At 61.8% G+C, this 20,545-nt stretch carries 22 protein-coding genes; 11 read left to right on the forward strand and 11 right to left on the reverse strand.

What is annotated here, in order from left to right:
- Window positions 1-211 precede the first annotated feature (211 nt).
- Window positions 212-1,195, reverse strand: coding sequence for a bifunctional riboflavin kinase/FAD synthetase (locus CO670_RS02145; protein WP_097588996.1), 984 nt, complete (start codon window positions 1,193-1,195; stop codon window positions 212-214).
- A gap of 14 nt (window positions 1,196-1,209) precedes the next feature.
- Window positions 1,210-2,058, reverse strand: a complete 849-nt coding sequence (locus CO670_RS02150; RefSeq protein ID WP_097588769.1) for a TIGR01459 family HAD-type hydrolase — start codon at window positions 2,056-2,058, stop codon at window positions 1,210-1,212.
- 342 nt (window positions 2,059-2,400) lie between these two features.
- On the opposite strand from CO670_RS02150, the gene groES reads away from it, so the two are divergent.
- The 3 genes from groES to CO670_RS02165 all read left to right on the forward strand — a co-directional run bounded on the left by groES (window position 2,401) and on the right by CO670_RS02165 (window position 5,583).
- On the forward strand, window positions 2,401-2,697 hold the full coding sequence (groES, locus tag CO670_RS02155; protein WP_004675403.1) for a co-chaperone GroES: 297 nt from the start codon (window positions 2,401-2,403) through the stop codon (window positions 2,695-2,697).
- A gap of 71 nt (window positions 2,698-2,768) precedes the next feature.
- Window positions 2,769-4,406 (forward strand): chaperonin GroEL, encoded by a 1,638-nt coding sequence (groL, locus tag CO670_RS02160; RefSeq protein WP_016734675.1) that lies wholly within the window; start codon window positions 2,769-2,771, stop codon window positions 4,404-4,406.
- Window positions 4,407-5,136: 730 nt separating this feature from the next.
- Entirely contained in the window at window positions 5,137-5,583 is a 447-nt protein-coding gene (locus CO670_RS02165) for a hypothetical protein (protein WP_097588770.1), read from the forward strand.
- A 195-nt stretch (window positions 5,584-5,778) separates the two neighbouring features.
- Here CO670_RS02165 and CO670_RS02170 read toward each other — a convergent pair whose 3' ends face one another.
- Complete coding sequence (locus tag CO670_RS02170; RefSeq protein ID WP_097588771.1) at window positions 5,779-6,489, reverse strand: glutathione binding-like protein; 711 nt, start codon at window positions 6,487-6,489, stop codon at window positions 5,779-5,781.
- A gap of 203 nt (window positions 6,490-6,692) precedes the next feature.
- Between CO670_RS02170 and CO670_RS02175 the strand changes: the two genes are divergently transcribed.
- Window positions 6,693-7,106, forward strand: coding sequence for a DoxX family protein (locus CO670_RS02175; protein ID WP_088678557.1), 414 nt, complete (start codon window positions 6,693-6,695; stop codon window positions 7,104-7,106).
- Between the two features lie 81 nt (window positions 7,107-7,187).
- Here the strand turns inward: CO670_RS02175 and hisG are convergent, their stop codons facing one another.
- The 3 genes from hisG to hisS form a co-directional block, all read right to left on the reverse strand.
- Window positions 7,188-7,883 carry an ATP phosphoribosyltransferase gene (gene hisG / locus CO670_RS02180; RefSeq protein WP_097588772.1) on the reverse strand — a complete coding sequence of 232 codons (696 nt, stop codon included), beginning with the start codon at window positions 7,881-7,883 and terminating at the stop codon, window positions 7,188-7,190.
- On the reverse strand, window positions 7,880-9,001 hold the full coding sequence (locus CO670_RS02185; protein ID WP_097588773.1) for an ATP phosphoribosyltransferase regulatory subunit: 1,122 nt from the start codon (window positions 8,999-9,001) through the stop codon (window positions 7,880-7,882). The genes hisG and CO670_RS02185 overlap by 4 nt, the downstream gene beginning before the upstream one ends.
- A gap of 174 nt (window positions 9,002-9,175) precedes the next feature.
- Complete coding sequence (gene hisS, locus CO670_RS02190) at window positions 9,176-10,699, reverse strand: histidine--tRNA ligase (protein ID WP_097588774.1); 1,524 nt, start codon at window positions 10,697-10,699, stop codon at window positions 9,176-9,178.
- Window positions 10,700-10,836: 137 nt separating this feature from the next.
- On the opposite strand from hisS, the gene CO670_RS02195 reads away from it, so the two are divergent.
- The 3 genes from CO670_RS02195 to CO670_RS02205 all read left to right on the forward strand — a co-directional run bounded on the left by CO670_RS02195 (window position 10,837) and on the right by CO670_RS02205 (window position 12,456).
- Complete coding sequence (locus CO670_RS02195) at window positions 10,837-11,592, forward strand: hypothetical protein (protein ID WP_097588775.1); 756 nt, start codon at window positions 10,837-10,839, stop codon at window positions 11,590-11,592.
- A 58-nt stretch (window positions 11,593-11,650) separates the two neighbouring features.
- Entirely contained in the window at window positions 11,651-12,022 is a 372-nt protein-coding gene (locus CO670_RS02200) for a hypothetical protein (RefSeq protein ID WP_097588776.1), read from the forward strand.
- Window positions 12,023-12,096: 74 nt separating this feature from the next.
- Window positions 12,097-12,456, forward strand: a complete 360-nt coding sequence (locus CO670_RS02205) for a DUF305 domain-containing protein (RefSeq protein ID WP_097588777.1) — start codon at window positions 12,097-12,099, stop codon at window positions 12,454-12,456.
- Between the two features lie 173 nt (window positions 12,457-12,629).
- On the opposite strand, the gene CO670_RS02210 is transcribed toward CO670_RS02205, so the two are convergent.
- Window positions 12,630-13,679, reverse strand: a complete 1,050-nt coding sequence (locus CO670_RS02210; protein ID WP_097588778.1) for an aldo/keto reductase — start codon at window positions 13,677-13,679, stop codon at window positions 12,630-12,632.
- Between the two features lie 233 nt (window positions 13,680-13,912).
- Here CO670_RS02210 and CO670_RS02215 point away from each other — a divergent pair, with 233 nt between their 5' ends.
- A complete protein-coding gene (locus tag CO670_RS02215; RefSeq protein ID WP_097588779.1) occupies window positions 13,913-14,617 on the forward strand; it encodes an HAD family hydrolase in 705 nt (234 codons plus the stop codon).
- Between the two features lie 17 nt (window positions 14,618-14,634).
- Here the strand turns inward: CO670_RS02215 and CO670_RS02220 are convergent, their stop codons facing one another.
- Both CO670_RS02220 and CO670_RS02225 read right to left on the reverse strand, forming a co-directional pair.
- Window positions 14,635-15,138: a hypothetical protein gene (locus tag CO670_RS02220; protein WP_097588780.1), complete on the reverse strand. Its 504-nt coding sequence runs from the start codon at window positions 15,136-15,138 to the stop codon at window positions 14,635-14,637.
- Window positions 15,135-15,764, reverse strand: coding sequence for a DNA-3-methyladenine glycosylase I (locus CO670_RS02225; protein WP_097588781.1), 630 nt, complete (start codon window positions 15,762-15,764; stop codon window positions 15,135-15,137). Before CO670_RS02225 ends, CO670_RS02220 begins: the two co-directional genes overlap by 4 nt.
- 227 nt (window positions 15,765-15,991) lie before the next feature.
- Here CO670_RS02225 and CO670_RS02230 point away from each other — a divergent pair, with 227 nt between their 5' ends.
- The 3 genes from CO670_RS02230 to CO670_RS02240 all read left to right on the forward strand — a co-directional run bounded on the left by CO670_RS02230 (window position 15,992) and on the right by CO670_RS02240 (window position 18,459).
- Window positions 15,992-16,738, forward strand: a complete 747-nt coding sequence (locus tag CO670_RS02230) for a L,D-transpeptidase (protein ID WP_097588782.1) — start codon at window positions 15,992-15,994, stop codon at window positions 16,736-16,738.
- 237 nt (window positions 16,739-16,975) lie between these two features.
- Complete coding sequence (locus CO670_RS02235; protein WP_097588783.1) at window positions 16,976-17,662, forward strand: L,D-transpeptidase; 687 nt, start codon at window positions 16,976-16,978, stop codon at window positions 17,660-17,662.
- Window positions 17,663-17,784: 122 nt separating this feature from the next.
- Window positions 17,785-18,459, forward strand: a complete 675-nt coding sequence (locus CO670_RS02240; protein ID WP_097588997.1) for a porin family protein — start codon at window positions 17,785-17,787, stop codon at window positions 18,457-18,459.
- Window positions 18,460-18,566: 107 nt separating this feature from the next.
- On the opposite strand, the gene CO670_RS02245 is transcribed toward CO670_RS02240, so the two are convergent.
- Both CO670_RS02245 and glcF read right to left on the reverse strand, forming a co-directional pair.
- The gene (locus tag CO670_RS02245; protein WP_097588784.1) at window positions 18,567-19,007 is read right to left on the reverse strand and encodes a hypothetical protein; all 441 of its coding nucleotides are present in this window, start codon (window positions 19,005-19,007) and stop codon (window positions 18,567-18,569) included.
- Between the two features lie 42 nt (window positions 19,008-19,049).
- The gene (gene glcF / locus CO670_RS02250; RefSeq protein WP_097588785.1) at window positions 19,050-20,360 is read right to left on the reverse strand and encodes a glycolate oxidase subunit GlcF; all 1,311 of its coding nucleotides are present in this window, start codon (window positions 20,358-20,360) and stop codon (window positions 19,050-19,052) included.
- Window positions 20,361-20,545: the final 185 nt, after the last annotated feature.

Below are 20,545 nucleotides of genomic sequence, written 5' to 3' on the forward strand. Positions count from 1 at the left end.
CGCAAGCGCCGAAAACCCGGACCTCCCGGCCGCTTAGCGCGCGCGGAAGGCCGGGCCGATAATTCGTATCGTGATCGCCAGCCGAAGTTTCGTCATAGCGCCGGTTCATAGGCGTTTTTGCCGGGAAAAGGAAGAGAAGAAATTGCCCGGCCGCGATCGCGGCCCCGGCCGTTTCCAGCTGACATGGGAGATATGTCGAGCCGGGGCGAACTCAGGAAAAGCAGAGTTTCCGGTCGAGTTCGCCGAGCGGCTTCACCCCTGTCAGCAGCGCCCTCGCTTCTTCCTCGTCGCGCTTGATCTGGGCAACGAGCGCATCGAGGCCGTCGAATTTCAGCTCAGGGCGCAGATATCCGAAGAAGGAGACGGCGCAGAGCTGGCCATAGAGATCGCCGCTGAAATCGAAAACATAGGTTTCGAGCAGCGGCGCGCCGTTTTCCGTGACCGTCGGGCGGCGGCCGTAGCTTGCGACCGCATCATGAAGCGTTCCATCCTGGCGGCGAAAGCGGACGGCATAAATGCCGGCGGCGAGTTCGGCCTCCGGCGGCAGGCGCATGTTGGCGGTGGGAAAACCGAGCTGACGGCCGAGCTTTTCGCCGTCGATCACCTCGGCCTCGACAGTATAGCGGTAGCCGAGCATGCCGGCGACTTCGCTGACGCTGCCTTCTTTCAACAGCGCGCGGATATGGCTGGAAGAAACGACATCGGCATTTTCGTCGCGGAAGGCATCGATCAGGGTGACACCGAAGCCGTAGGTCTGGCCGGCATTCATCAGGAACGCCGGACCGCCCTCGCGGCCACGGCCGAAATGGAAATCGAAGCCGGTGACGACTTCCGAGGCGCCGAGCCAGTCCTTCAGGATCGAATGGATGAAATCCTCGGCCGAGCGCTGCGAGAAATCGTAATCGAAAGGATATTCGATGACGGCGTTGAAGCCGAGCGTTTCCAGAATGCGGGCCTTCAGCGGCGCGGGCGTCAGGCGGAAGACAGGCGTCTCGGGACGGAAGACCGTGCGCGGATGCGGCTCGAAGGTCAGCACCAGAGCCGGAATGCCGCGTGTGCGCGCGATTTCGAGCGCGCGGTTCAGCACCGATTGATGGCCGCGATGCACGCCGTCGAAATTGCCGATGGCGATCACCCCGCCTCTGAGATGGGCGGGCAAGGGATCGCGGGTTTCATTGCGGTGGAAGACGGTCATCGGCTGGCTTCTCTTCATGCAAGGCGCGGCATCCACCATTTCGGCGCCGCCTTTTCCCGTTCGAGATAGGCATTGAGGATCGCCTCGTCGGTCTCGCCGTTCAGGGTATATTCCTTGGCGTGGATACCGCCGCTGATGTAGAGAAGGTCGAGGCCAAAATTCAAGGCGCCGCGCACATCGGTCGGCATGCCGTCGCCGATCGCGAGCACCCGCTCGGTGGGGAAATCGCCGCGAAGCTCACGGGCAGCCGCAAGCGTCGCCTCGTAGATCGGCCGGTGCGGCTTGCCGGCGATGCGGGTTTTGCCGCCGAGCTGCTCGTAATAGGCAGCCATGGCGCCGGCGCAGGGGATGATGCGATGGCCGCGCTCGACGACGAGGTCGGGATTGGCGCAGATCATCGGCACTTCGCGCGCCTGGAAATCCAGAAGCATATCGGTGTAATCCTCGGGCTTCTCGGTCTCGTCGTCGAAAAAGCCGGTGCAGACCAGCGATCGCGCCTCGCCCGCCGGCACCCGCTCGACGCCGATGCCTTCGAGAAGCGCCTTGTCGCGCTCGGGGCCGAGCAGGAAGACCGTCTTCGGCCCTTCCGAAATCAGCCCGCGCGTGACGTCGCCCGAGGTGACGATCCTGTCATAGGCGCTGTGGGGCACGCCGATATGGCGCAGTTGCTCGACCACCTGCCAGGAAAGCCGCGGCGAATTGGTGATCAGCACGACGGCAAGACCGCTCTCGCGCGCCGCCTGAAGGGCGGCCGCGGCCTTGGGGAACGGTTCGACGCCGTTGTGAACGACGCCCCAGACATCACAGAGCACCACATCATAGCGATCCGTGATCTCAGAGAAGTTTTCTATCCGCCTGGCCATTCCCAATTCCCGATTTGCTTTCAGTCTCCGGTGACATTGCAAAGGCGCAGGGGGATGGCAAGGCATTTTCTTCGCCGCAGGCAATCAGGATGGCGAACGGCCGCGGCGAGGGTCCTCATGAAGGTTTCGGCTGGAATCTCCGAATGAAGGTTTCGGCTGGAATCTCCGACAATTCTCCGGCCTCTTCACAATTCCGGCACAAAAATTCGTGATTGCTCTCATTGACTCCTTTCGGAGCCATCCCTAAATGCTCGGCGCTAGCACTCATCATAGAGGAGTGCTAACATTTATCCATGTGGGCCGCTCCGGCTCGCGAATGTCATTCGATCGAGGGATTAGACAATGGCAAGCACCAATTTCCGTCCGCTTCACGACCGCGTCGTCGTTCGTCGCGTCGAGTCCGAAGAGAAGACCAAAGGCGGCATCATCATTCCCGATACCGCCAAGGAAAAGCCCCAGGAAGGCGAAATCGTCGCCGTCGGTTCCGGCGCTCGTGACGAGTCCGGCAAGGTCGTCGCTCTCGACGTCAAGGCTGGCGACCGCGTCCTGTTCGGCAAGTGGTCCGGCACCGAAGTCAAGATCAACGGCGAAGACCTTCTGATCATGAAGGAAGCCGACATCATGGGCATCATCGGCTGATCGGCCGATCCGCTTTCCCGAAATGACTGACGGGCCTTTGCCCGAACAAATCGAATTCAGGAGTCACAAACATGGCAGCTAAAGAAATCAAGTTTGGCCGCACCGCGCGCGAAAAGATGCTGCGCGGCGTCGACATTCTCGCCGATGCAGTGAAGGTCACGCTCGGCCCGAAGGGCCGCAACGTCATCATCGACAAGTCCTTCGGCGCGCCGCGCATCACCAAGGACGGCGTTTCGGTCGCCAAGGAAATCGAACTCGAAGACAAGTTCGAAAACATGGGCGCCCAGATGGTCCGCGAAGTTGCTTCGAAGACCAACGACATCGCCGGCGACGGCACCACGACCGCAACCGTTCTTGCCCAGGCGATCGTTCGCGAAGGCGCCAAGGCCGTTGCTGCCGGCATGAACCCGATGGACCTGAAGCGCGGCATCGATCTCGCCGTCGCCGAAGTCGTCAAGGATCTCCAGGCCAAGGCCAAGAAGATCAACACCTCGGAAGAAGTCGCTCAGGTCGGCACGATCTCGGCAAACGGCGAGCGTCAGGTCGGTCTCGACATCGCTGAAGCCATGCAGAAGGTCGGCAACGAAGGCGTCATCACGGTTGAAGAAGCCAAGACCGCCGAAACCGAACTCGAAGTCGTCGAAGGCATGCAGTTCGACCGCGGCTACCTCAGCCCCTACTTCGTCACCAACCCGGAAAAGATGGTCGCAGACCTCGAAGACGTCTTCATTCTCCTCCACGAGAAGAAGCTCTCGAACCTGCAGTCGATGCTCCCGGTTCTCGAAGCCGTCGTCCAGACCGGCAAGCCGCTCCTCATCATCGCTGAAGACGTCGAAGGCGAAGCCCTTGCAACGCTCGTCGTCAACAAGCTGCGCGGCGGCCTGAAGATCGCTGCCGTCAAGGCACCTGGCTTCGGCGACCGCCGCAAGGCCATGCTCGAAGACATCGCCATCCTGACCGGCGGTACCGTCATCTCCGAAGACCTCGGCATCAAGCTCGAAAGCGTCACGCTCGACATGCTCGGCCGCGCCAAGAAGGTTTCGATCTCCAAGGAAAACACCACGATCGTCGACGGTTCGGGCGCCAAGTCCGACATCGAAGGCCGTGTTGCCCAGATCAAGGCCCAGATCGAAGAAACCACCTCCGACTACGACCGCGAGAAGCTGCAGGAACGCCTTGCCAAGCTCGCAGGCGGCGTTGCCGTCATCCGCGTCGGCGGCTCGACTGAAGTCGAAGTGAAGGAAAAGAAGGACCGCATCGACGACGCTCTCAACGCGACGCGCGCTGCCGTTCAGGAAGGCATCGTACCGGGCGGCGGCGTTGCCCTGCTCCGTTCTTCCGTCAAGATCACGTCCAAGGGCGTCAATGACGACCAGGAAGCCGGCATCAACATCGTTCGCCGCGCTCTGCAGGCTCCGGCCCGCCAGATCGCTGAGAACGCTGGCGACGAAGCCTCGATCGTTGTCGGCAAGATCCTCGACAAGGATCAGGACAACTACGGCTACAACGCTCAGACCGGCGAATATGGCGACATGATCGGCATGGGCATCATCGACCCGGTCAAGGTCGTTCGCACCGCCCTGCAGGATGCCGCTTCCGTTGCATCGCTGCTGATCACCACCGAAGCCATGATCGCCGAGCTGCCGAAGAAGGACGCTCCGGCTATGCCGGGCGGCATGGGCGGCATGGGCGGTATGGACATGATGTGATAGGCCAAACGGCCTTTCACAGCATCGTCCATGAAACCGCCCATCATCTAAAATGGTTCAGCGCGTCAAGCGCGCTGAACTGGCGGTATGGACATGATGTGATAGGCTGAAAGCCGTCACTGACATCCATTCCGGCACATCCGGAATAGGAAGGGCGGTCTCCGGGTCGCCCTTTTCTTTTGTCCCATTCCCGCGCCCAGGCGATTCGATCCATTGCGCGCGATTTTATGACGCGGGCGACCTTTTCCGGTTGGCAAGCTTTCGCGAAGCTTGCGTTGCCGCGTATTTCCCCGCACGCGGCAATCGGGCGAGGAATGCCGTGTTGCGGCGGAGATTTCGGGCCTGGAACGGTGTGGAAACGTTTTCAAAGCGCTCAAAGACGCGTTTTTGACGCTGTCGCTTAAAGGGTAAATCCGAAGCGAGGCGAGCAGAGAAGCGACGCCGATCCGAACACCCCTTAAAAAGCCGTTGCCGTTTGTGCAAAAGCCCCTATAAATCCGCGCTGCAATTGACGTGCGCCCGGCGATAATTTTTCGCCAATGGACGAGGCCGGAGCGCAAAAGGCGATACGAGAAGGTTCGGCTTTCGAAGGCTCCGTTTCCGGAGAGCTTCTGGCTGTGGCAACGATCGCCGGATGAAGCGCGGGCATCATGCCCGCTGCTGCGTGATTCTGTTTCTTTGTGTTTGCCGAGCGTGCGGCGGAGGAGCCGCATCCGAACTGGGGAACGCCTTGTTTAAGATCGCCAAAGCCAATGCAGCCATGCCCCTGATGCCCGGCTCGCTGAACGACAACAATCGCAATCACGAAATGCTGGCGCAGTTTTCAGTTTCCGAGGCCTGGGCCGGAGATTTTTCGACCGGCGTAATCCGTCTCGGTGAATGGAGTTCGATGCTGCACGGTCTCTCCGCACCGGAATGCGGGCTTTTGAACCTCATCCGCTGCTACGACACGAAGGATCGCAGCCACGTGCTAGAACTGTTCGAGCAGGCGGCAACGCGCTGCTCCTCCTTCTGCTTTTCGACGACGATCATCATGCCGAACGGCTTCCGCCAGCCGCTCTTCTGCATGGGCGAGTCGAACGGCCTCGAGGAGAAATACAGCGGCAGCATGGCCGGCGTCTTCATCTTCCCGCGCTTCAAGCTCGAAGGCGCAAACCAGATCACGAGCTGGCGATAGAAGCGCGCGGGCGAAATAACGGTCTCCGCTGAAAGCGGTCAGACCGCTGAAAAGCCGGCCAACTCCTCTTTCGTCATACTTGGGCTTGTCCCGAGTATCTGCCTGGGCTCGATAGGGCAGCAGATCCTCGGCAACGAGGCCGAGGGTTGTCACATAGCGAGGCCGCTCCCGAGAGCGGCCTTTGCGCGGGGATCGCTACTCCGGCTTGACGGGGATGTCGAGGCCCCTGGCGCTCGCCGGACGGGCGATGCAGCGCTCCAGCCAATCCGAGACGGCAGGGAATTTCGCATATTCGAGAACCTCGCGGCCGCCATAGAAGATATCGGCGCCGCGAACCCAGGTGAAGGTGGTGATGTCGGCGATCGTATATTGATCGCCCATGATCCACTGGCGGCCCTTCAGCCAGCCTTCGAGCACGCCGAGCAGGCGTTTGGATTCATCGCGATAGCGCTCCACCGGATAGGAATTATTCGCGACCTTGTCGGCGGCGAATTTGTAGAAATGCCCGAACTGTCCGAGCATCGGGCCGATGCCCGCCATCTGGAAAAAGACCCATTGGATGCATTCGTAGCGGCCGGCGGCATCCGTGGGAATGAGCTTGCCGGTCTTTTCCGCGAGATAAAGCAGGATGGCGCCGGATTCGAAAAGGCCGATCGGTTTGCCACCCGGCCCATTCGGATCGATGATCGCCGGAATACGGCCGTTCGGATTGAGAGATTCAAATTCCGGCGATTTCTGCTCGTTGGCGGCGAAGGAAATATAGTGCGGCTCATAGGCGAGCCCGAGTTCTTCGAGGGCGACGGACACTTTCACGCCGTTCGGCGTCTGCAGAGAATAGAGCTGGATGATGTCGGGGTTTTTCGCCGGCCAGCGGGTCGTGATCGGAAATGCGGACAGATCTGCCATCGGATTCTCCATGTTGGGCGCCGACCATAGGAGACGAGGCTCTGGGAAAGCAAGCGAGGGCGTCGTTTCATATTATTGAACGAAGTGTCCCCATCCGTCTGTCTTTGCATAACGAAAGAAAAAGGCGAAATAGGAATATCAGAGATCCACAGCGTGCCCGGGGGCACTAAGATCTCCAGAGCCATTCAACGGAGACACCATCCATGTCGAACGCCTTCATCTTGATCGCCCGCATTCTTCTGTCTTTCATGTTCATCCTTTCCGGCTTCATGAAGCTAACCGATCCCGCCGGTACTGCGGGCATGATCGCCGGCGCCGGCCTGCCGGCAGCAACCCTGTTGGCCTATGTCGCAGGCCTTTTCGAACTGCTGGCCGGCCTTGCGGTTCTCACCGGCTTCCAGGTCCGCATCGCCGGCTGGCTGCTCGCCGCCTTCTGTGTCTTCACGGGCGTTGCCTTCCACCTGCCCTACGCAAGCGGCACGGAACTCGTGAATATTCTCAACCAGATCATGGTCATGAAGAACATCACGCTTGCCGGCGCGTACATATTGCTCGCCACCGTCGGTGCCGGTGCCTATTCGATTGACGCCCGCCGCGGCGCCTATGCGGCTGCCTGATCCAGCAGACATCCTCCCAGACATGCAGAACCCGCCGTCATTGAATTGACGGCGGGTTCTCTTATGCATTGATGGGCGAAATCAGAGAGCCGCGCGCACCGCGTCGATAATCGCCTGCACGACGGGTTCATCGGCATGGCTTTCCCTGCGGGCGCGCACGAGGCAGGCCTGCGAGTGCAGGATGACGCCGTCCTGGAGCACCTTCAGATGGTTGGCGCGCAGTGTCGAACCGGTGGAGGTGATGTCGACGATGATATCGGCGGAACCGGAAGCGGGAGCACCCTCGGTGGCGCCGAGGCTTTCGACGATGCGGTAGAGCTGGATGCCGTGCTGGCTCGAAAAGAACTGCTGGGTCAGGCGCCAGTATTTGGTGGCGATGGCAAGACGCCTGGAGTGGCGGGCGCGGAAATCGGCGGCGACGTCGCCGAGATCGGCCATGGTCTCGACGTCAAGCCAGATCTCCGGCACGGCGACGACGACATCGGCATGGCCGAAGCCGAGACGGGCGCAGAATTCGACGCGCTTGTCGACCTCGGCAAAACCCTCACGCATCAGGTCTTCGCCGGTGACGCCGAAATCGACGGTGCCGTTGCCGAGTTCGCGGGAGATCTCGGAAGCCGACAGGAAAGCCACCTCGACATCGTCCCAGCCTTCGACGCGGCCGCGATAGGAGCGGTCGTTGCCGACGGCCGTTATCCGCATGCCGGCCCGTTCGAAGATCGCCGAAGCGTCGTCTTTCATCCGGCCCTTGGAGGGGAGCGCGATGGTGATGGTCATGCGGCTGCCCTTTCGGTTTCGATACGGTCGAGCCAGAAGGAGAAGCCGACCGCCGGAATGCGGTCCGTGGCGCCGAGGAAGGTCAGGAGCTTGTCGAAGCGGCCGCCGCCGGCCAGAACCGCGGCCGAGCCCTCCACCGTCACCTCGAAGACGAGGCCGGTGTAATAGTCGAGCGGACGGCCGAAGGCGGCGCGGTATCCAAGGCCGGAAAGATCGACACCGGCATTGGCAAGGGCAGCGACACGGCCGTTGAAGCGGGAAAGCGCGTTGCCGAGCTTCAGCCCGGCCGCATCGGCGAAACCGGCCAGAGCTGCGGATGCATTGACGAGCGGCACGTCGAGCGACAGGAATTCTTCCAGCACATGGAAGGCGGCATCGTCGAGGCGCGTTTCGGACAGGATGAGCTTTTCCTTGAGCCTGCGGGCGATCTCCAGCGGCGAACGGCTGGCATTCGTCGAATAACCCGTCGCCTGCATTTCCTGCTCGATATGGGCGACCAGCGCCGGCTCATTGCCTGACGCGACAAGCTTGGCGATATCGTCATCGAGGCCGGTGACGAATTGCGGGCTGACGAGGCTGGCAAGCAGCGCCTCCAGCTGCGTCATGTTGCCGAAGGCATGGATCAGACGCTTCTGCCAGCCGAGCGGCAGGCCGAGCGCCTGGACGACCGCTTCGAACACCGCCTGGTCGCCAAGCGTCACCGAAAGGCGCCGGCCGGGCAGCAGGCGCGCAAGAATGGCGGTGGCGTCGCCGATGGCGCGGGCGTCGGCGCTCGCTATGTTGATATCGCCGAGATCCTCGATGCCGGCCTGATAGAATTCGTTGGCGCCGTCGCGGCGCTGGCGGAAAACCTCGCCGAGATAGGCATAACGCTTCGGCGTGCCGGTCGCGGTCTCGATGTGGCGCAGACAGACGGGGATGGTGAATTCCGGACGCAGGCAGAGGCTGGCGCCAGTTTCACTCTCCGTCATGAAGATGCGCCGGCGCAGATCCTCGCCGGCGATATCGAGGAAAGGCTCGGCCGGCTGAATGACCGGCGTATCGATGCGCTCGGCATTGCGCGCGCTAAATTCGGCCAGCAGTTCATTGGCAAATTCGGGGAGGTTGATCAGGGGCATTGCGTCGCTCCTGAGAAAAGTCCCCTCCCCAACCCCTCCCCACAAGGGGGAGGGACTAACCCGTGGCGACCGTCGAAACACATCAAGAGCATCGTCGATGGAGCGAATGTTGAGTTGGGCACAGCGGCGCCGCTTGAAGCCCCTCCCCCTTGTGGGGAGGGGTTGGGGAGGGGTCTACCGCGCATCGCCAGCCCTCTTTCGATCCTCCGCCTGCGCCGCGAGGATCTCCTTCACCTTGGCGACGAGGTCGGCTTCCGGCACGGTCTCCTGCGCCACGCGGGCTTCACGCCAGCTGGCATTGTCCTCGATCTCGCCGGAGAGGCGCTTGCCCTCGATCAGATCCTTGATTTGCACGACGCCCTCGGCGCGTTCGTCGCCGCCCTGGATGATGGCGACGGGGCAGCCGCGGCGGTCGGCATATTTCAGCTGGTTGCCGAATTTCTTCCAGTTGCCCTGGAACATCTCGGCGCGGATGCCGGCGGCGCGCAGCTGTTGCGTGAAGCGCTGATAGCGGCCCATCGCCTCGACGTCGCCGTCCATGACGGTCACCAGCACCGGCTCGATCACTTCGCTCTCGCCGAGCTTGCCGAGGTTCTTCAGCGCCGTCATCAGCCTGGAAACGCCGATCGAAAAACCAGTCGCGGGAACCGGCTGGCCCATGAAGCGGGAGACGAGGCCGTCGTAACGGCCGCCGCCGCCGACCGAACCGAACACGACCTTCTCGCCTTTCTCATTGGTGACGTCGAAGGTCAGTTCGGCCTCATAGACAGGGCCGGTGTAATATTCGAGGCCACGGACGACGGAAGGATCGATCTTGATGCGGTCGGCGCCATAACCGGCGCTCGTGACGAGCGCGCCGATGAAATTCAGCTCGTCGACACCCTCGACACCTCTGGAGGTTCCCGCGACGAGCTCGGCAAGACGCGCAGCGCTTTCGGCGTAATCCTTGATGCCGACGAAGAAGAGCACCTTGTCGATCTGCTCCTGATTGAGACCGGCGCCCTTGGTGAAGTCGCCGGATTCATCCTTGCGGCCGGGACCGAGCAGCAGCGTCACACCCTCCGGGCCGAACTTGTCGAGCTTGTCGATGGCGCGCAGCACGTTCAGCCGCTGGCCGGCCTTGTCCTCGCCGCCGAGGCCGATGGCCTCCAGCACGCCGTCCAGAACCTTGCGGTTGTTGACGCGGATGACGTAGTCGCCGCGCTTGATGCCGAGCGCTTCAAGCGTATCGGCCATCATCATGCACATTTCGGCATCGGCCTGGACACCCGGCGCGCCGACGGTATCGGCATCGAATTGCATGAACTGGCGGAAGCGGCCCGGGCCCGGCTTTTCGTTGCGGAAAACGTAGCCGGCGCGATAGGTGCGGTAGGGAAGCTGGATCTCGTTGAAATTTTCCGCGACATGGCGGGCGAGCGGCGCCGTCAGGTCGTAGCGCAGCGACATCCATTGCTCGTCGTCGTCCTGCAGCGAGAAGACGCCCTCGTTCGGGCGATCGCTGTCGGGCAGGAACTTGCCGAGCGCATCGGTATATTCGAACAGCGGCGTTTCCACAGGATCGAAGCCGTAATGCTCATAGACTTCCCGGATCTTTGCCGTCATCTCGTTGACGGCGCGGATATCGCCGGCCGCACGGTCGACGAAGCCGCGCGGCAGGCGGGCCTTGAGCTTTTGCGGTTTCTTCTGCTTGTCGTTCATTTCCGGGAATTCCGCTGACTGTGACAGTGGCGGTTTCCTAACCGATCGGGCGGGGAGCGGCAAGGGCGAAGGGTCTTGATGTCGCTGCGAGAATCGATTGAACGGAAAGGCATCCATCAGAAGGCGGGATATGCATCATGATCGCTGAAGCGCTTCTCTATGCCGCGACATGGCCGCTCACCGGCAAGGCGCATCGAAAGTTCATCCGTTACTCGGTCAATCTCTGGTCGCGCGCCGGGCGCTGCGCCCGTGATTGGGCCGAACACGAGGAGATGAGCCGGAATGCGATCCGTGCGGCGACGGCCGGTCTCAGGCAGAAGCGGACGGCCGTGGTGCTCGGCTCCGGCCTCTTGCGGGACGTGCCGATCGAGGAACTGGCGAGAGACTTCGACACCGTCGTTCTGGTCGATCTCGTTCACCTCGCCTCGGTGCGCCTGTGGCTGACGGCCAAGGGCTATCGCAATGTCCGGCTGATCGAGCGCGACCTTTCCGGTTACGACGAGCTTGCGGCCGGCAAAGAGCCCGAACCGCTCGGCTTCCTGCGGTCGGTGCCCTATCTCGATCTCGTGGTATCGGCCAATCTCCTGTCGCAGATCGGCCGCGGCGTGAAACGGCGCTACGAGACCGAGACCGCCGGGATCCCGGCCGACGCCGTGGAACGGCTGATCGCTGCGCATCTGGCCGGGCTTTCCGGGCTTGCCTGCCGCCATTGCCTGGTGACCGACATCGCCTATGCCGTCATCGACCGCACCGGCAAAACGCATGAGGAAGCCGATCTGCTGTACGGCGTTTTACCGCCGCCGGCAAAAGCCACCTGGACATGGCCGGTGGCGCCGCTCGGCGAGGAGAGCCGGGATTACCGGATCGAGCACAAGGTCATCGCCGCCTGGTGAGCCACCAGACCGCGACGGACGGCTTGGATTGCCGTCGGCCTTCCCTATATGAAACGACATGCGCACGCTCGCCCTCATCACGATGGTTCTCGGCTGGTTGGTCTACAGCGCCATGTCCGCATGGGCCGGCTGTCCGACATGTGCGTCGATGAATGCGCCGGCCACCGTCGAAAGCGGCAGCATGCATGGCCATGAAATGGCCGGCATGGATATGCACGAAGGAATAGGAAAAACCACTCCCGCGAAAGACCCTTGTGCGAGCGGAAACGCCGCGCATATGCCGCTTTGCGCCGCCTGCCTTCTGCTGCCGCCGACGGTGATCGTTATGGGCGACGGAAAATCCGTCTTCGGCTATCCCCAGCCGCCGCTCGTTCGCGCCCTTGACGACAACAGACCCGCTCCGCAGGCGCCCCCTCCCCGCCTGGGCTGACAACCGATTTTACACGCAGCTCGGTCGGCTTCGACCGCCGACGTATCTATTGTCAGGCAGAGAAAGGAACTCTCATGTCTTTGAAAATCACTACGCTTACCGCAATGCTCGCCCTCCTTGCCGCCCCGGCCCTTGCTGAAGACATGTCCACGGACATGAGCAAGCCGATGGGCAGCCACGGTGCCTCAAGCCACGCTTTCAGCGAGGCGAACGACAAAATGCACAAGGATATGATGATCGAGTATAGCGGCGATGCCGACGTGGACTTCGTTCACAACATGATCCCTCACCATCAGGGCGCGATCGACATGGCCAAGATCGAGCTTCAATACGGCAAGGATCCCGAAATCCGCAAGCTTGCGGAAGCCGTGATCAAGGCGCAGGAAGCGGAGATCGCCGAGATGAACGCCTGGCTCAAGGCTCGCGGCAAGTAATCGATCATCGTCAAAAGAAGAACGCCGAAAATCTCCGGCGTTCCCTAGAGCATGATGCCGAAAAGTGTCGACGGTTTTCGGGCGACATCATGCTCTAACTCTTTAATTTAGAACAGGATTCAGATTTTAGGCCGAACGGGCCTAAAATCATCCTGTTCTAGCGGCAATGCCGTTCAGTCCTTCGGCTCGAAATCGGCAGGCCGACGGCCGGCGCCCTGCCGCGTCAGCATCCAGCCGGGATATTCGGGCGCAAGCGCGCTCACCTCGTCGAGCTTCTTCATATCGTCCTCATCGAGCTTCAGCTTGACGGCGGCCAGATTTTGGTCGAGCTGATCGACCCGCTTGGCGCCGATGATGACCGAGGTGACGAAAGGCTTGGCGAGGATATAGGCGAGCGCGACTGTCGCGACGCCGACGCCGTGCTTCTCGGCAACCTCGCGCATGACCGCGACGCAGGCCCAGGCCTTGTCCTTGTCGACGGGCGGGAAATCGAAATTGGCGCGGCGGCCTTCGCCATTGCCGGGCGCGCCGGGACCATATTTGCCGGACAAGAGACCGCCGGCGAGCGGCGACCAGACCATCAGGCCAAGCTTCTCCTCCTGCATCATCGGCACGATGTCGCGTTCGAGATCGCGTCCGGCGATGGAATAATAGGCCTGCACGCTTTCGAAGCGGGCAAAGCCGCGGCGTTCGGACAGGCCGAGCGCCTTGGAAATGCGCCAGGCCTGCCAGTTGGAGACGCCGATATAACGCACGAGACCGCGGGAAACGAGATCGTCGAAGGCGCGCAGCGTCTCTTCGATCGGCGTGACCGTATCGGTCGCATGGATCTGGTAGAGGTCGATATGATCCGTCTGCAGACGCTTCAGGCTCGCCTCGACGGAATCCATGATGTGGCCGCGCGAGGCGCCGCGGTCGTTCGGCTTGTCGCCCATCACGCCGTAGACCTTGGTGGCGATGACGACGTCCTTACGGGGCACGTCGAGGTTCTTCAGGGCCTGGCCGAGCAGCCTTTCGGACTCGCCGAAAGAATAGACGTCGGCCGTGTCGATGAAATTGACGCCCGATGCAAGCGAGCGCTCGACGATCCGGTCGGCGGCATTCTGGTCGACGTCGGCGATGGCGCCCCAGGCGCTGCCCTGCTTGGCTTCGCCGAAGGTCATCGTGCCCAGGCAGATTTCCGAGACGAAAAGTCCGGTATTTCCGAGTTGGTTGTAACGCATGGTCGAAAAATTCCTTTGTGTCTGCCGCAAGGGGGCTTGCGAACTCGATAACTTCATTTTTTGATTATTGGCCTGCGCGTGACAGGCACAGCCGTAGCTGGCTGCTGGGTGAGGCAAACTCGATGTAGTGCGGCGGCGGCGCTTTTCAACGCGCGTCCCGCACCGGAGGTAACCGCCCTTGTCTCGACACAGGCGGCCGATAGATTGCCGGCCCTATTTCAAGAGGTGCGCATATGGCGACGCGTCCACTGACCACCATCGGCTTCGATGCCGACGATACGCTTTGGCAGAACGAACAATATTACCGACTGACGGAAGCGCATTTTACCGGGCTTCTTGCCGATTTCGCCGAAGGACCGAAGATTTCGGAGCGGCTGCTGGAGGCCGAAAAACGCAACCTTCGTCACTACGGCTTCGGCATCAAGGGCTTCACGCTGTCGATGGTCGAGACCGCGATCGAGATCACCGAGGGCAAGGTTCCCGCGAGCGTCATCGCCAAGATCCTCGATACCGGCCGCGATCTTCTCAACCATCCGGTCGAGACCATGCCGCATGTGCGCGACACGCTGGAGGCGCTTGCCGGCAAATATCTGCTTGTCATGATCACCAAGGGCGATCTCTTCGATCAGGAGCGCAAGCTTGCCCAATCCGGGCTCGGCGATTTCTTCGATGCCGTCGAGATCGTCTCCGACAAGACGGCCGTCACCTACCGCCGCATCTTCGCCAAGGTGGGCGACGGGCCGGAGCGGGCGATGATGGTCGGCAATTCGCTGAAATCGGACATCGTGCCGGCAATCGCCGCCGGCAGCTACGGCGTCTTCGTGCCGCATGAGCTGACCTGGGTGCTGGAGCATGTCGACGAGCCGACGGAGGCGCCGCGCTTTCGCAAGATCGGCCATCTCGGCGAATTGCGCGAGCTGATCGACCGGCTTTCGTGACCGGATTCAAACACGCCTCATTGCGGCTTGGGGGGCGCCTTCGGAAAGAGCGACGGGCTCTCTGGTTCAGGCTGCGCTTTCGGTTGCGGGGCAGCAGCCAAGGGCTCGATCAGGATGCTGAAGGGAGCGCCGAGGCCGCGGCGCGGCGAGACCTTGGAATAATAGGGCCGCAACAGCCAAGTGGTGTTTTCCTTGATCGTCGTCTCGAAGCTCGAGCCGTCCTCATCGGTGCCGAAGAAAGCCTCGTCATCCGGCTTCGACAGGTCGAATATTGCCAGAAAGGCAAACTTGCTCTTTGTGGCAAAGCTGACCTTCACGTGCTGGCCGGCGCGCACCGGCAGCGTATAGACGTGGCCGTTGCCGAATTTCGTCCAGCCCTTCAGCTGCATGGCGACGGCTGGAAACTGCAGTTTTTCCAGCTTCTCGCCGGGCTCGAGCTGCGGCGCCTGCGCCATGGCGGGCGCAGTCAGGAAAAACAGGGCAGCGGCGGCGATCATCGTTCTCATCAATGCATCTCTCACGGGCGCACCAAGGCGCTGCGCATCGCCTCCACCTCGGGCCGGCAATAGCAGCCCTCCAGATGATCGTTGACGAGACCCATCGCCTGCATGAAGGCATAAACTGTGGTCGGACCGACAAAGGTCCAGCCGCGTTTCTTCAGATCCTTCGAAATGATCACCGAAGTCGGCGTCGTCGGATTGGCGACGATATGGTCGCGGTCGACCACCGCCGGACGCTCGTTGTGGCCGGGCTCATAGCGCCAGAAATAACGGGCGAGCGAACCGAATTCGTCCCGAAGTTCGATGGCGCGCCTGGCATTGTTGACGGTGGAGACGATCTTGCCGCGATGGCGGATGATGCCGGCATCGGCAAGGCAGCGGGCCACATCCTCCTCGCCGAAGCGCGCGACCTTCTCGAAATCGAAGCCGGCGAAGGCGGCGCGGAAATTTTCCCGCTTGCGCAGGATGGTCAGCCAGGAGAGGCCGGACTGGAAGCCTTCGAGGCATATCTTCTCGAACAGGCGGATATCGTCGGTGACGGGGTGCCCCCATTCCTCATCGTGATATCTCAGATAATCCGGCAGGTTGGCGTGCCAGTGGCAGCGGCTCCTGCCGTCCTCGCCGATGATGATGCCAGTCGTGCTCATGTCCGCTTCATTCTCCCGGGCAGGCTTGGTTTTCCACCCTGATTCCGGCTTTACCATTTGCAAACCGTCTTTCCAAACCGATCGGTAACCCTGACGAAAAGTTTATCCGGCCGGCCGGCCTTTCAGGAATCGATCTTTACCATTCACTGGCGGAAAGGGTGGCAGCGTCTCAGCGGGCGGACATGGGCCGCCAGCACATTTTCGTTCATTTGTAGAGAGTTCGTCCGATGATGAAACACATTGTCCTTGCCGCAGCCCTCTGCGGCATCTTCTCCAAGGCCGCCATTGCAGACGACCGCTACGCCACTCGCCCGCCTGTCGTGCTGAGCCCGGATCTCACCGCGCCGTGGATCAATCAGCTCGGCGGCAAGGTGCGTCCCGTCGTCTACCAGCGGCCGGTCATCCAGCGCCAGCAGCGCGGCCTCTTCCAGCGCCGCGTCCTGCGCCAGGCGCCGCAGGCAGCGCCCCAGACCGTATCGGCGATCAGACCCGGCATACCGGCGATCCGCAATCCGATCGAGCCGCAATTCCTGCCGCAGATGGTGGACTACGACACCAAGGAAAAACCCGGCACGATCGTCATCGATACCAACAACCGCTTTCTCTATCTCGTCATGGAAGGCGGCAAGGCCCGGCGCTACGGTGTGGGCGTCGGCAAGCCGGGCTTCGAATGGGCGGGCGTCCACAAGATCACCCGCAAGACGGAATGGCCGGACTGGACGCCGCCTTCCGAGATGATCAGCCGCGAAGCCGCCAAGGGCCATTACCTGCCGGCGCGCATGGACGGCGGCCCGGAAAACCCGCTCGGCGCCCGCGCCATGTATCTCGGCTCGACGCTCTACCGCATCCATGGCACCAACGCACCCTGGTCGATCGGCAGCGCCGTTTCTTCCGGCTGCATCCGCCTGCGCAACGAGGACGTCGTCGATCTCTACGACCGCGTCAACGTCGGGACCCGCGTCATCGTCATGTAATAGCACACATAATAGCTGGAGCAATTCCAGCAAAAGCGTGCAGCAGTTTTTCTGTCGAAATTCTGTGAAAACAATGAGATAGATCACTTCCGTGTTTCGTGGAAAAACGGAAGTTCTCTAGCAAGCCGCAAGAACAGGCGGCTTGCTCACCCGAAATTGCTTCACCCGGCCGGACCGATCTTGAATCGGACAGAAGTTCATGTAGCTTCAGGCGGACTTGCTTGAGGGGAATCGATCATGATCAAATTGATGTCAGGTCTGGCTGCGGCCGGACTTGTTCTGTCCTTGATGTCTGCATCCGCCTTTGCCGCGCCTGCCGGCTCCGACAACGCACGGCGCCCGGCGCAGATCGTGCGCGTGGCGCAGATGCCGAAATATGTGAAGCCGCAGTTCAAGCGCAAGAAAGTGCGCCTGGTAACGACAGAACCGATCGGCACGGTCATCATCGATACCAACAACAAATATCTCTATCTGGTCGAAGGCGGCAACCGCGCCACCCGCTACGGTATCGGCGTCGGCCGTGAAGGCTTCGGCTGGTCCGGCATCGTCAAGATCGGCCGCAAGGCCGAATGGCCGAGCTGGACGCCGCCGGCCGAGATGCGCCGCCGCGAAGCCGCCAAGGGCCACATCATTCCCGCTTTCCAGGAAGGCGGCGAGGACAATCCGCTCGGCGCCCGCGCCATGTATCTCTATCAGGGCGGCCGCGACACCATCTTCCGCATCCACGGCACCAACCAGCCCTGGACGATCGGTCTCAACATGTCTTCCGGCTGCATCCGAATGATGAACGCCGACGTGATGCATCTTTACGATCGCGCCCCCGTCGGCACCAGGGTGATCGTCATCGGCCCCGGCAACCGGCAGGGCAAGGTGGCGTTCGAGGACAAGGGCATCGACGTGCTGCGCACGATGTTCGGCGGCTGAGCAACACTTGCGAAAAAACGAAAGGCGCATTTTGACGCGCCTTTTCTTTTCCTTAGACTTTGCGGCGGAAAGCTGGCACAGGTGCCTAAGAGTCGACATATTTGCAATATCGGGGCTATTCAATGACATATGCGCTGCGTTCCTCCGCTTCCCTACTTGCGGGCATCGCGCTTTTCACGATCTGTTCGGCAGCTTCCGCCTCGGCGGAAGACCTGGAATTCTCCATTTACGGCGGCTATCAGACCGCACCGCACAGCGGCGTCGACGTCTCCGACGGCACGCATTTCACCGCCGGCTGGGAAGGCAAGTCCTTCGGCAGCCCGCCCTATTACGGCGCCCGCGTCACCTGGTGGCTCGAGGATTTCAACAAGCCGAACTGGGGTATCTCGCTCGATTACACCCATGACAAGGTCTATGCCGACGACGACACGCTCGCCAAGGCCGGCTGGTCGCATTTCGAATTCACCGACGGCCTGAACCTTCTCACCGTGAACGGTCTCTATCGCTTCCAGGATCCGGCCCGCCGCTGGACGCCCTATCTCGGCGCCGGTATCGGCGTGAACATTCCGCATGTCGAAGTCATTCGTCCCGAAGGCAAGACCTGGGCCTATGAATTCGGCGGCGTGACGCTGCAGGCACAGGCCGGCGTCGACTTCAAGGTGACCGAGCGCTGGTCGACCTTCGTCGAATACAAGGGCACCTATTCGCGCGTCGATGTTCCGATCGACAGCGGCGACCGGCTGAAGACCAACATCTTCACGAATGCCGTCAACGTCGGCGTGTCGTTCCACTGGTAATATTGAATTACGGCTGCGGTGTTAGAGCGGTTCAGCTTCGTTAAGCAGGACCGCTCTAGCCTTTTTGGGGAGACGGAAAACTGCTTCGCGGTTTTCCTGAAATCGCTCTACTTCGTCCCGCAGCTAACCTTGCCCTCAGCGGCGTAGGGCTCGCTGCCGCCTGCGATCGTCAGGGAATAGGTGCCGCTGAAATTGGCCGCGGCCTTACCGCGCTCGCCGGCGACCACGACCAGATCCAGCGTTGCCCCGCCGGTATCGTCACTACCCCCGTCGAAAACCTCCAGGAGCAGATCGCCGTCACGCGACCAGTGATTGGTCAGATGCTGCGATTCGAAGACGCGCTTTCCAAAGACGGTCGCCTGGGCGGGATCCTTGACGATAAGCGCCCCGCGAAAATGGTTGAGCCGATGGCCGGCTTCGCTTTCGAAGCCGCTTTCGAGCGTGAAGCGTGCTTGCTTGTCATCGGCCGAGCAGAAAAAGCGGCTGTCGGCGTGGGCGATGCCCGCCTGCACGAGCAATCCCGCAAGAACAATCATTCCGCGCCACATCGCCTAACCTCCCGAAGACGGCCAGGCCGGCCGTCGCAGGCATCAAGCTAACGACAAATCCGTTAATTTTTCAGGCACAGCGCCGCCATAGGCCCAATCGAGCAATTCAACGGTATGCAGGATCGGAATGCCGGTGCCGGTGGCGATCTGGGTGATGCAGCCGATATTGCCGGTGGCGATGATGTCGGCCTTGGTCGCCTCGATATTCTTCACCTTGCGCGCCTTCAGCGCCGCCGAGATTTCCGGCTGCATGATGTTGTAGGTGCCGGCGGAACCGCAGCAGAGATGGCCTTCGGCGGGATCGCGCACCGTAAAGCCCGCCGCTTTCAGCAATTGCTTCGGCTGAAGGGTGATGCGCTGGCCGTGCTGCATGGAACAGGCGGAATGATAGGCGACCGTGAGGCCCTTCGGCACCTGCGCAGGCAGGTCGATGGCGGCGAGATATTCCGTGATGTCCTTGGCCAGCGCCGAAACCCTGGCCGCCTTTGCGGCATAGGCGGGATCGAGGCGCAGCATGTGGCCGTAATCCTTGATCGTCGTGCCGCAGCCCGAGGCGGTGATGATGATCGCATCGAGCCCCTGCCCTTCGATCTCACGCGTCCAGATATCGACATTGGCCCGCGCGCTTTCGAGCGCCTGTTCGGCCCGGCCCATGTGATGAACGAGTGAGCCGCAGCAGACCTCGCCTTCCGGCACCACGACCTCGACGCCAAGCCGCGTCAGCAGCCGGATCGCAGCTGCGTTGATCGCGGGGTCGAGCACCGGCTGGGCGCAACCGGTCAGGATCGCCACGCGGCCCCGTTTTTCCGTCTCAGGCCGGTGCGTACCGGGTTTTGCGAAGGGCGACGCAGCCGGAATGCGGCGCGGCGCAAGTGACAGCATGGCGCCAAAGGGCTTCAGCGCGCCACGCCGCATCAGCCCGGTAAAGGGCCGGCCGAGGCGGGCGAGATTGAGCGCCAGGCGGAAACGGCCGGGATAGGGCAGCACGGCGGCAAGGATGGCGCGCGTCAGCCGGTTCATCAACGGCCGCTTATAGGTCTTCTCGATATGGGCGCGGGCGTGATCGACCAGGTGCATATAATCGACGCCCGACGGACAGGTGGTGACGCAGGCAAGGCAGGAAAGACAGCGGTCGATATGGGTGACGACCTCGGCATCGGCCGGGCGGCCGTTTTCCAGCATGTCCTTGATCAAGTAGATGCGGCCGCGCGGACTGTCGAGCTCGTTGCCGAGCGTCACGTAGGTGGGACAGGTCGCGGTGCAGAAACCGCAATGCACGCATTTGCGCAGGATCTTTTCGGATTCGGCGACATCGGGGTCGAGCAACTGCGTCGGAGTGAAGTTGGTTTGCATTTACGCGGCCTCCCGTGCCCCCTTCGCCCCAGCGGGGAGAAGGTGCCCGAAGGGCGGATGAGGGGGCCGCACCCGGGACAAAAGCGAGAAGACGACAGACTGCATGCCGTGTGGCCCCCTCATCCGACCCTTCGGGCCACCAACCGGGGTCGAGCCGCGGGTCTCGACCCGTCCTTCGGACCCCC

The sequence above is a fragment of the Rhizobium sp. J15 genome, from assembly GCF_002531825.1.
Lineage (GTDB): Bacteria > Pseudomonadota > Alphaproteobacteria > Rhizobiales > Rhizobiaceae > Rhizobium.

Bases quoted from the DNA above. Each gene is read 5' to 3' on its own strand.
- CO670_RS02205 (WP_097588777.1), top strand. From the start codon at position 12,097: ATGTCTTTGAAAATCACTACGCTTACCGCAATGCTCGCCCTCCTTGCC.
- glcF (WP_097588785.1), bottom strand. From the start codon at position 20,360: ATGCAAACCAACTTCACTCCGACGCAGTTGCTCGACCCCGATGTCGCC.
- CO670_RS02150 (WP_097588769.1), bottom strand. From the start codon at position 2,058: ATGGCCAGGCGGATAGAAAACTTCTCTGAGATCACGGATCGCTATGAT.
- CO670_RS02225 (WP_097588781.1), bottom strand. From the start codon at position 15,764: ATGAGCACGACTGGCATCATCATCGGCGAGGACGGCAGGAGCCGCTGC.
- CO670_RS02170 (WP_097588771.1), bottom strand. From the start codon at position 6,489: ATGGCAGATCTGTCCGCATTTCCGATCACGACCCGCTGGCCGGCGAAA.
- CO670_RS02145 (WP_097588996.1), bottom strand. From the start codon at position 1,195: ATGACCGTCTTCCACCGCAATGAAACCCGCGATCCCTTGCCCGCCCAT.
- CO670_RS02185 (WP_097588773.1), bottom strand. From the start codon at position 9,001: ATGCCCCTGATCAACCTCCCCGAATTTGCCAATGAACTGCTGGCCGAA.
- hisG (WP_097588772.1), bottom strand. From the start codon at position 7,883: ATGACCATCACCATCGCGCTCCCCTCCAAGGGCCGGATGAAAGACGAC.
- hisS (WP_097588774.1), bottom strand. From the start codon at position 10,699: ATGAACGACAAGCAGAAGAAACCGCAAAAGCTCAAGGCCCGCCTGCCG.
- CO670_RS02215 (WP_097588779.1), top strand. From the start codon at position 13,913: ATGGCGACGCGTCCACTGACCACCATCGGCTTCGATGCCGACGATACG.
- CO670_RS02230 (WP_097588782.1), top strand. From the start codon at position 15,992: ATGATGAAACACATTGTCCTTGCCGCAGCCCTCTGCGGCATCTTCTCC.
- CO670_RS02195 (WP_097588775.1), top strand. From the start codon at position 10,837: ATGATCGCTGAAGCGCTTCTCTATGCCGCGACATGGCCGCTCACCGGC.
- CO670_RS02245 (WP_097588784.1), bottom strand. From the start codon at position 19,007: ATGTGGCGCGGAATGATTGTTCTTGCGGGATTGCTCGTGCAGGCGGGC.
- CO670_RS02175 (WP_088678557.1), top strand. From the start codon at position 6,693: ATGTCGAACGCCTTCATCTTGATCGCCCGCATTCTTCTGTCTTTCATG.
- CO670_RS02235 (WP_097588783.1), top strand. From the start codon at position 16,976: ATGATCAAATTGATGTCAGGTCTGGCTGCGGCCGGACTTGTTCTGTCC.
- groES (WP_004675403.1), top strand. From the start codon at position 2,401: ATGGCAAGCACCAATTTCCGTCCGCTTCACGACCGCGTCGTCGTTCGT.
- CO670_RS02240 (WP_097588997.1), top strand. From the start codon at position 17,785: ATGACATATGCGCTGCGTTCCTCCGCTTCCCTACTTGCGGGCATCGCG.
- CO670_RS02210 (WP_097588778.1), bottom strand. From the start codon at position 13,679: ATGCGTTACAACCAACTCGGAAATACCGGACTTTTCGTCTCGGAAATC.
- groL (WP_016734675.1), top strand. From the start codon at position 2,769: ATGGCAGCTAAAGAAATCAAGTTTGGCCGCACCGCGCGCGAAAAGATG.
- CO670_RS02200 (WP_097588776.1), top strand. From the start codon at position 11,651: ATGCGCACGCTCGCCCTCATCACGATGGTTCTCGGCTGGTTGGTCTAC.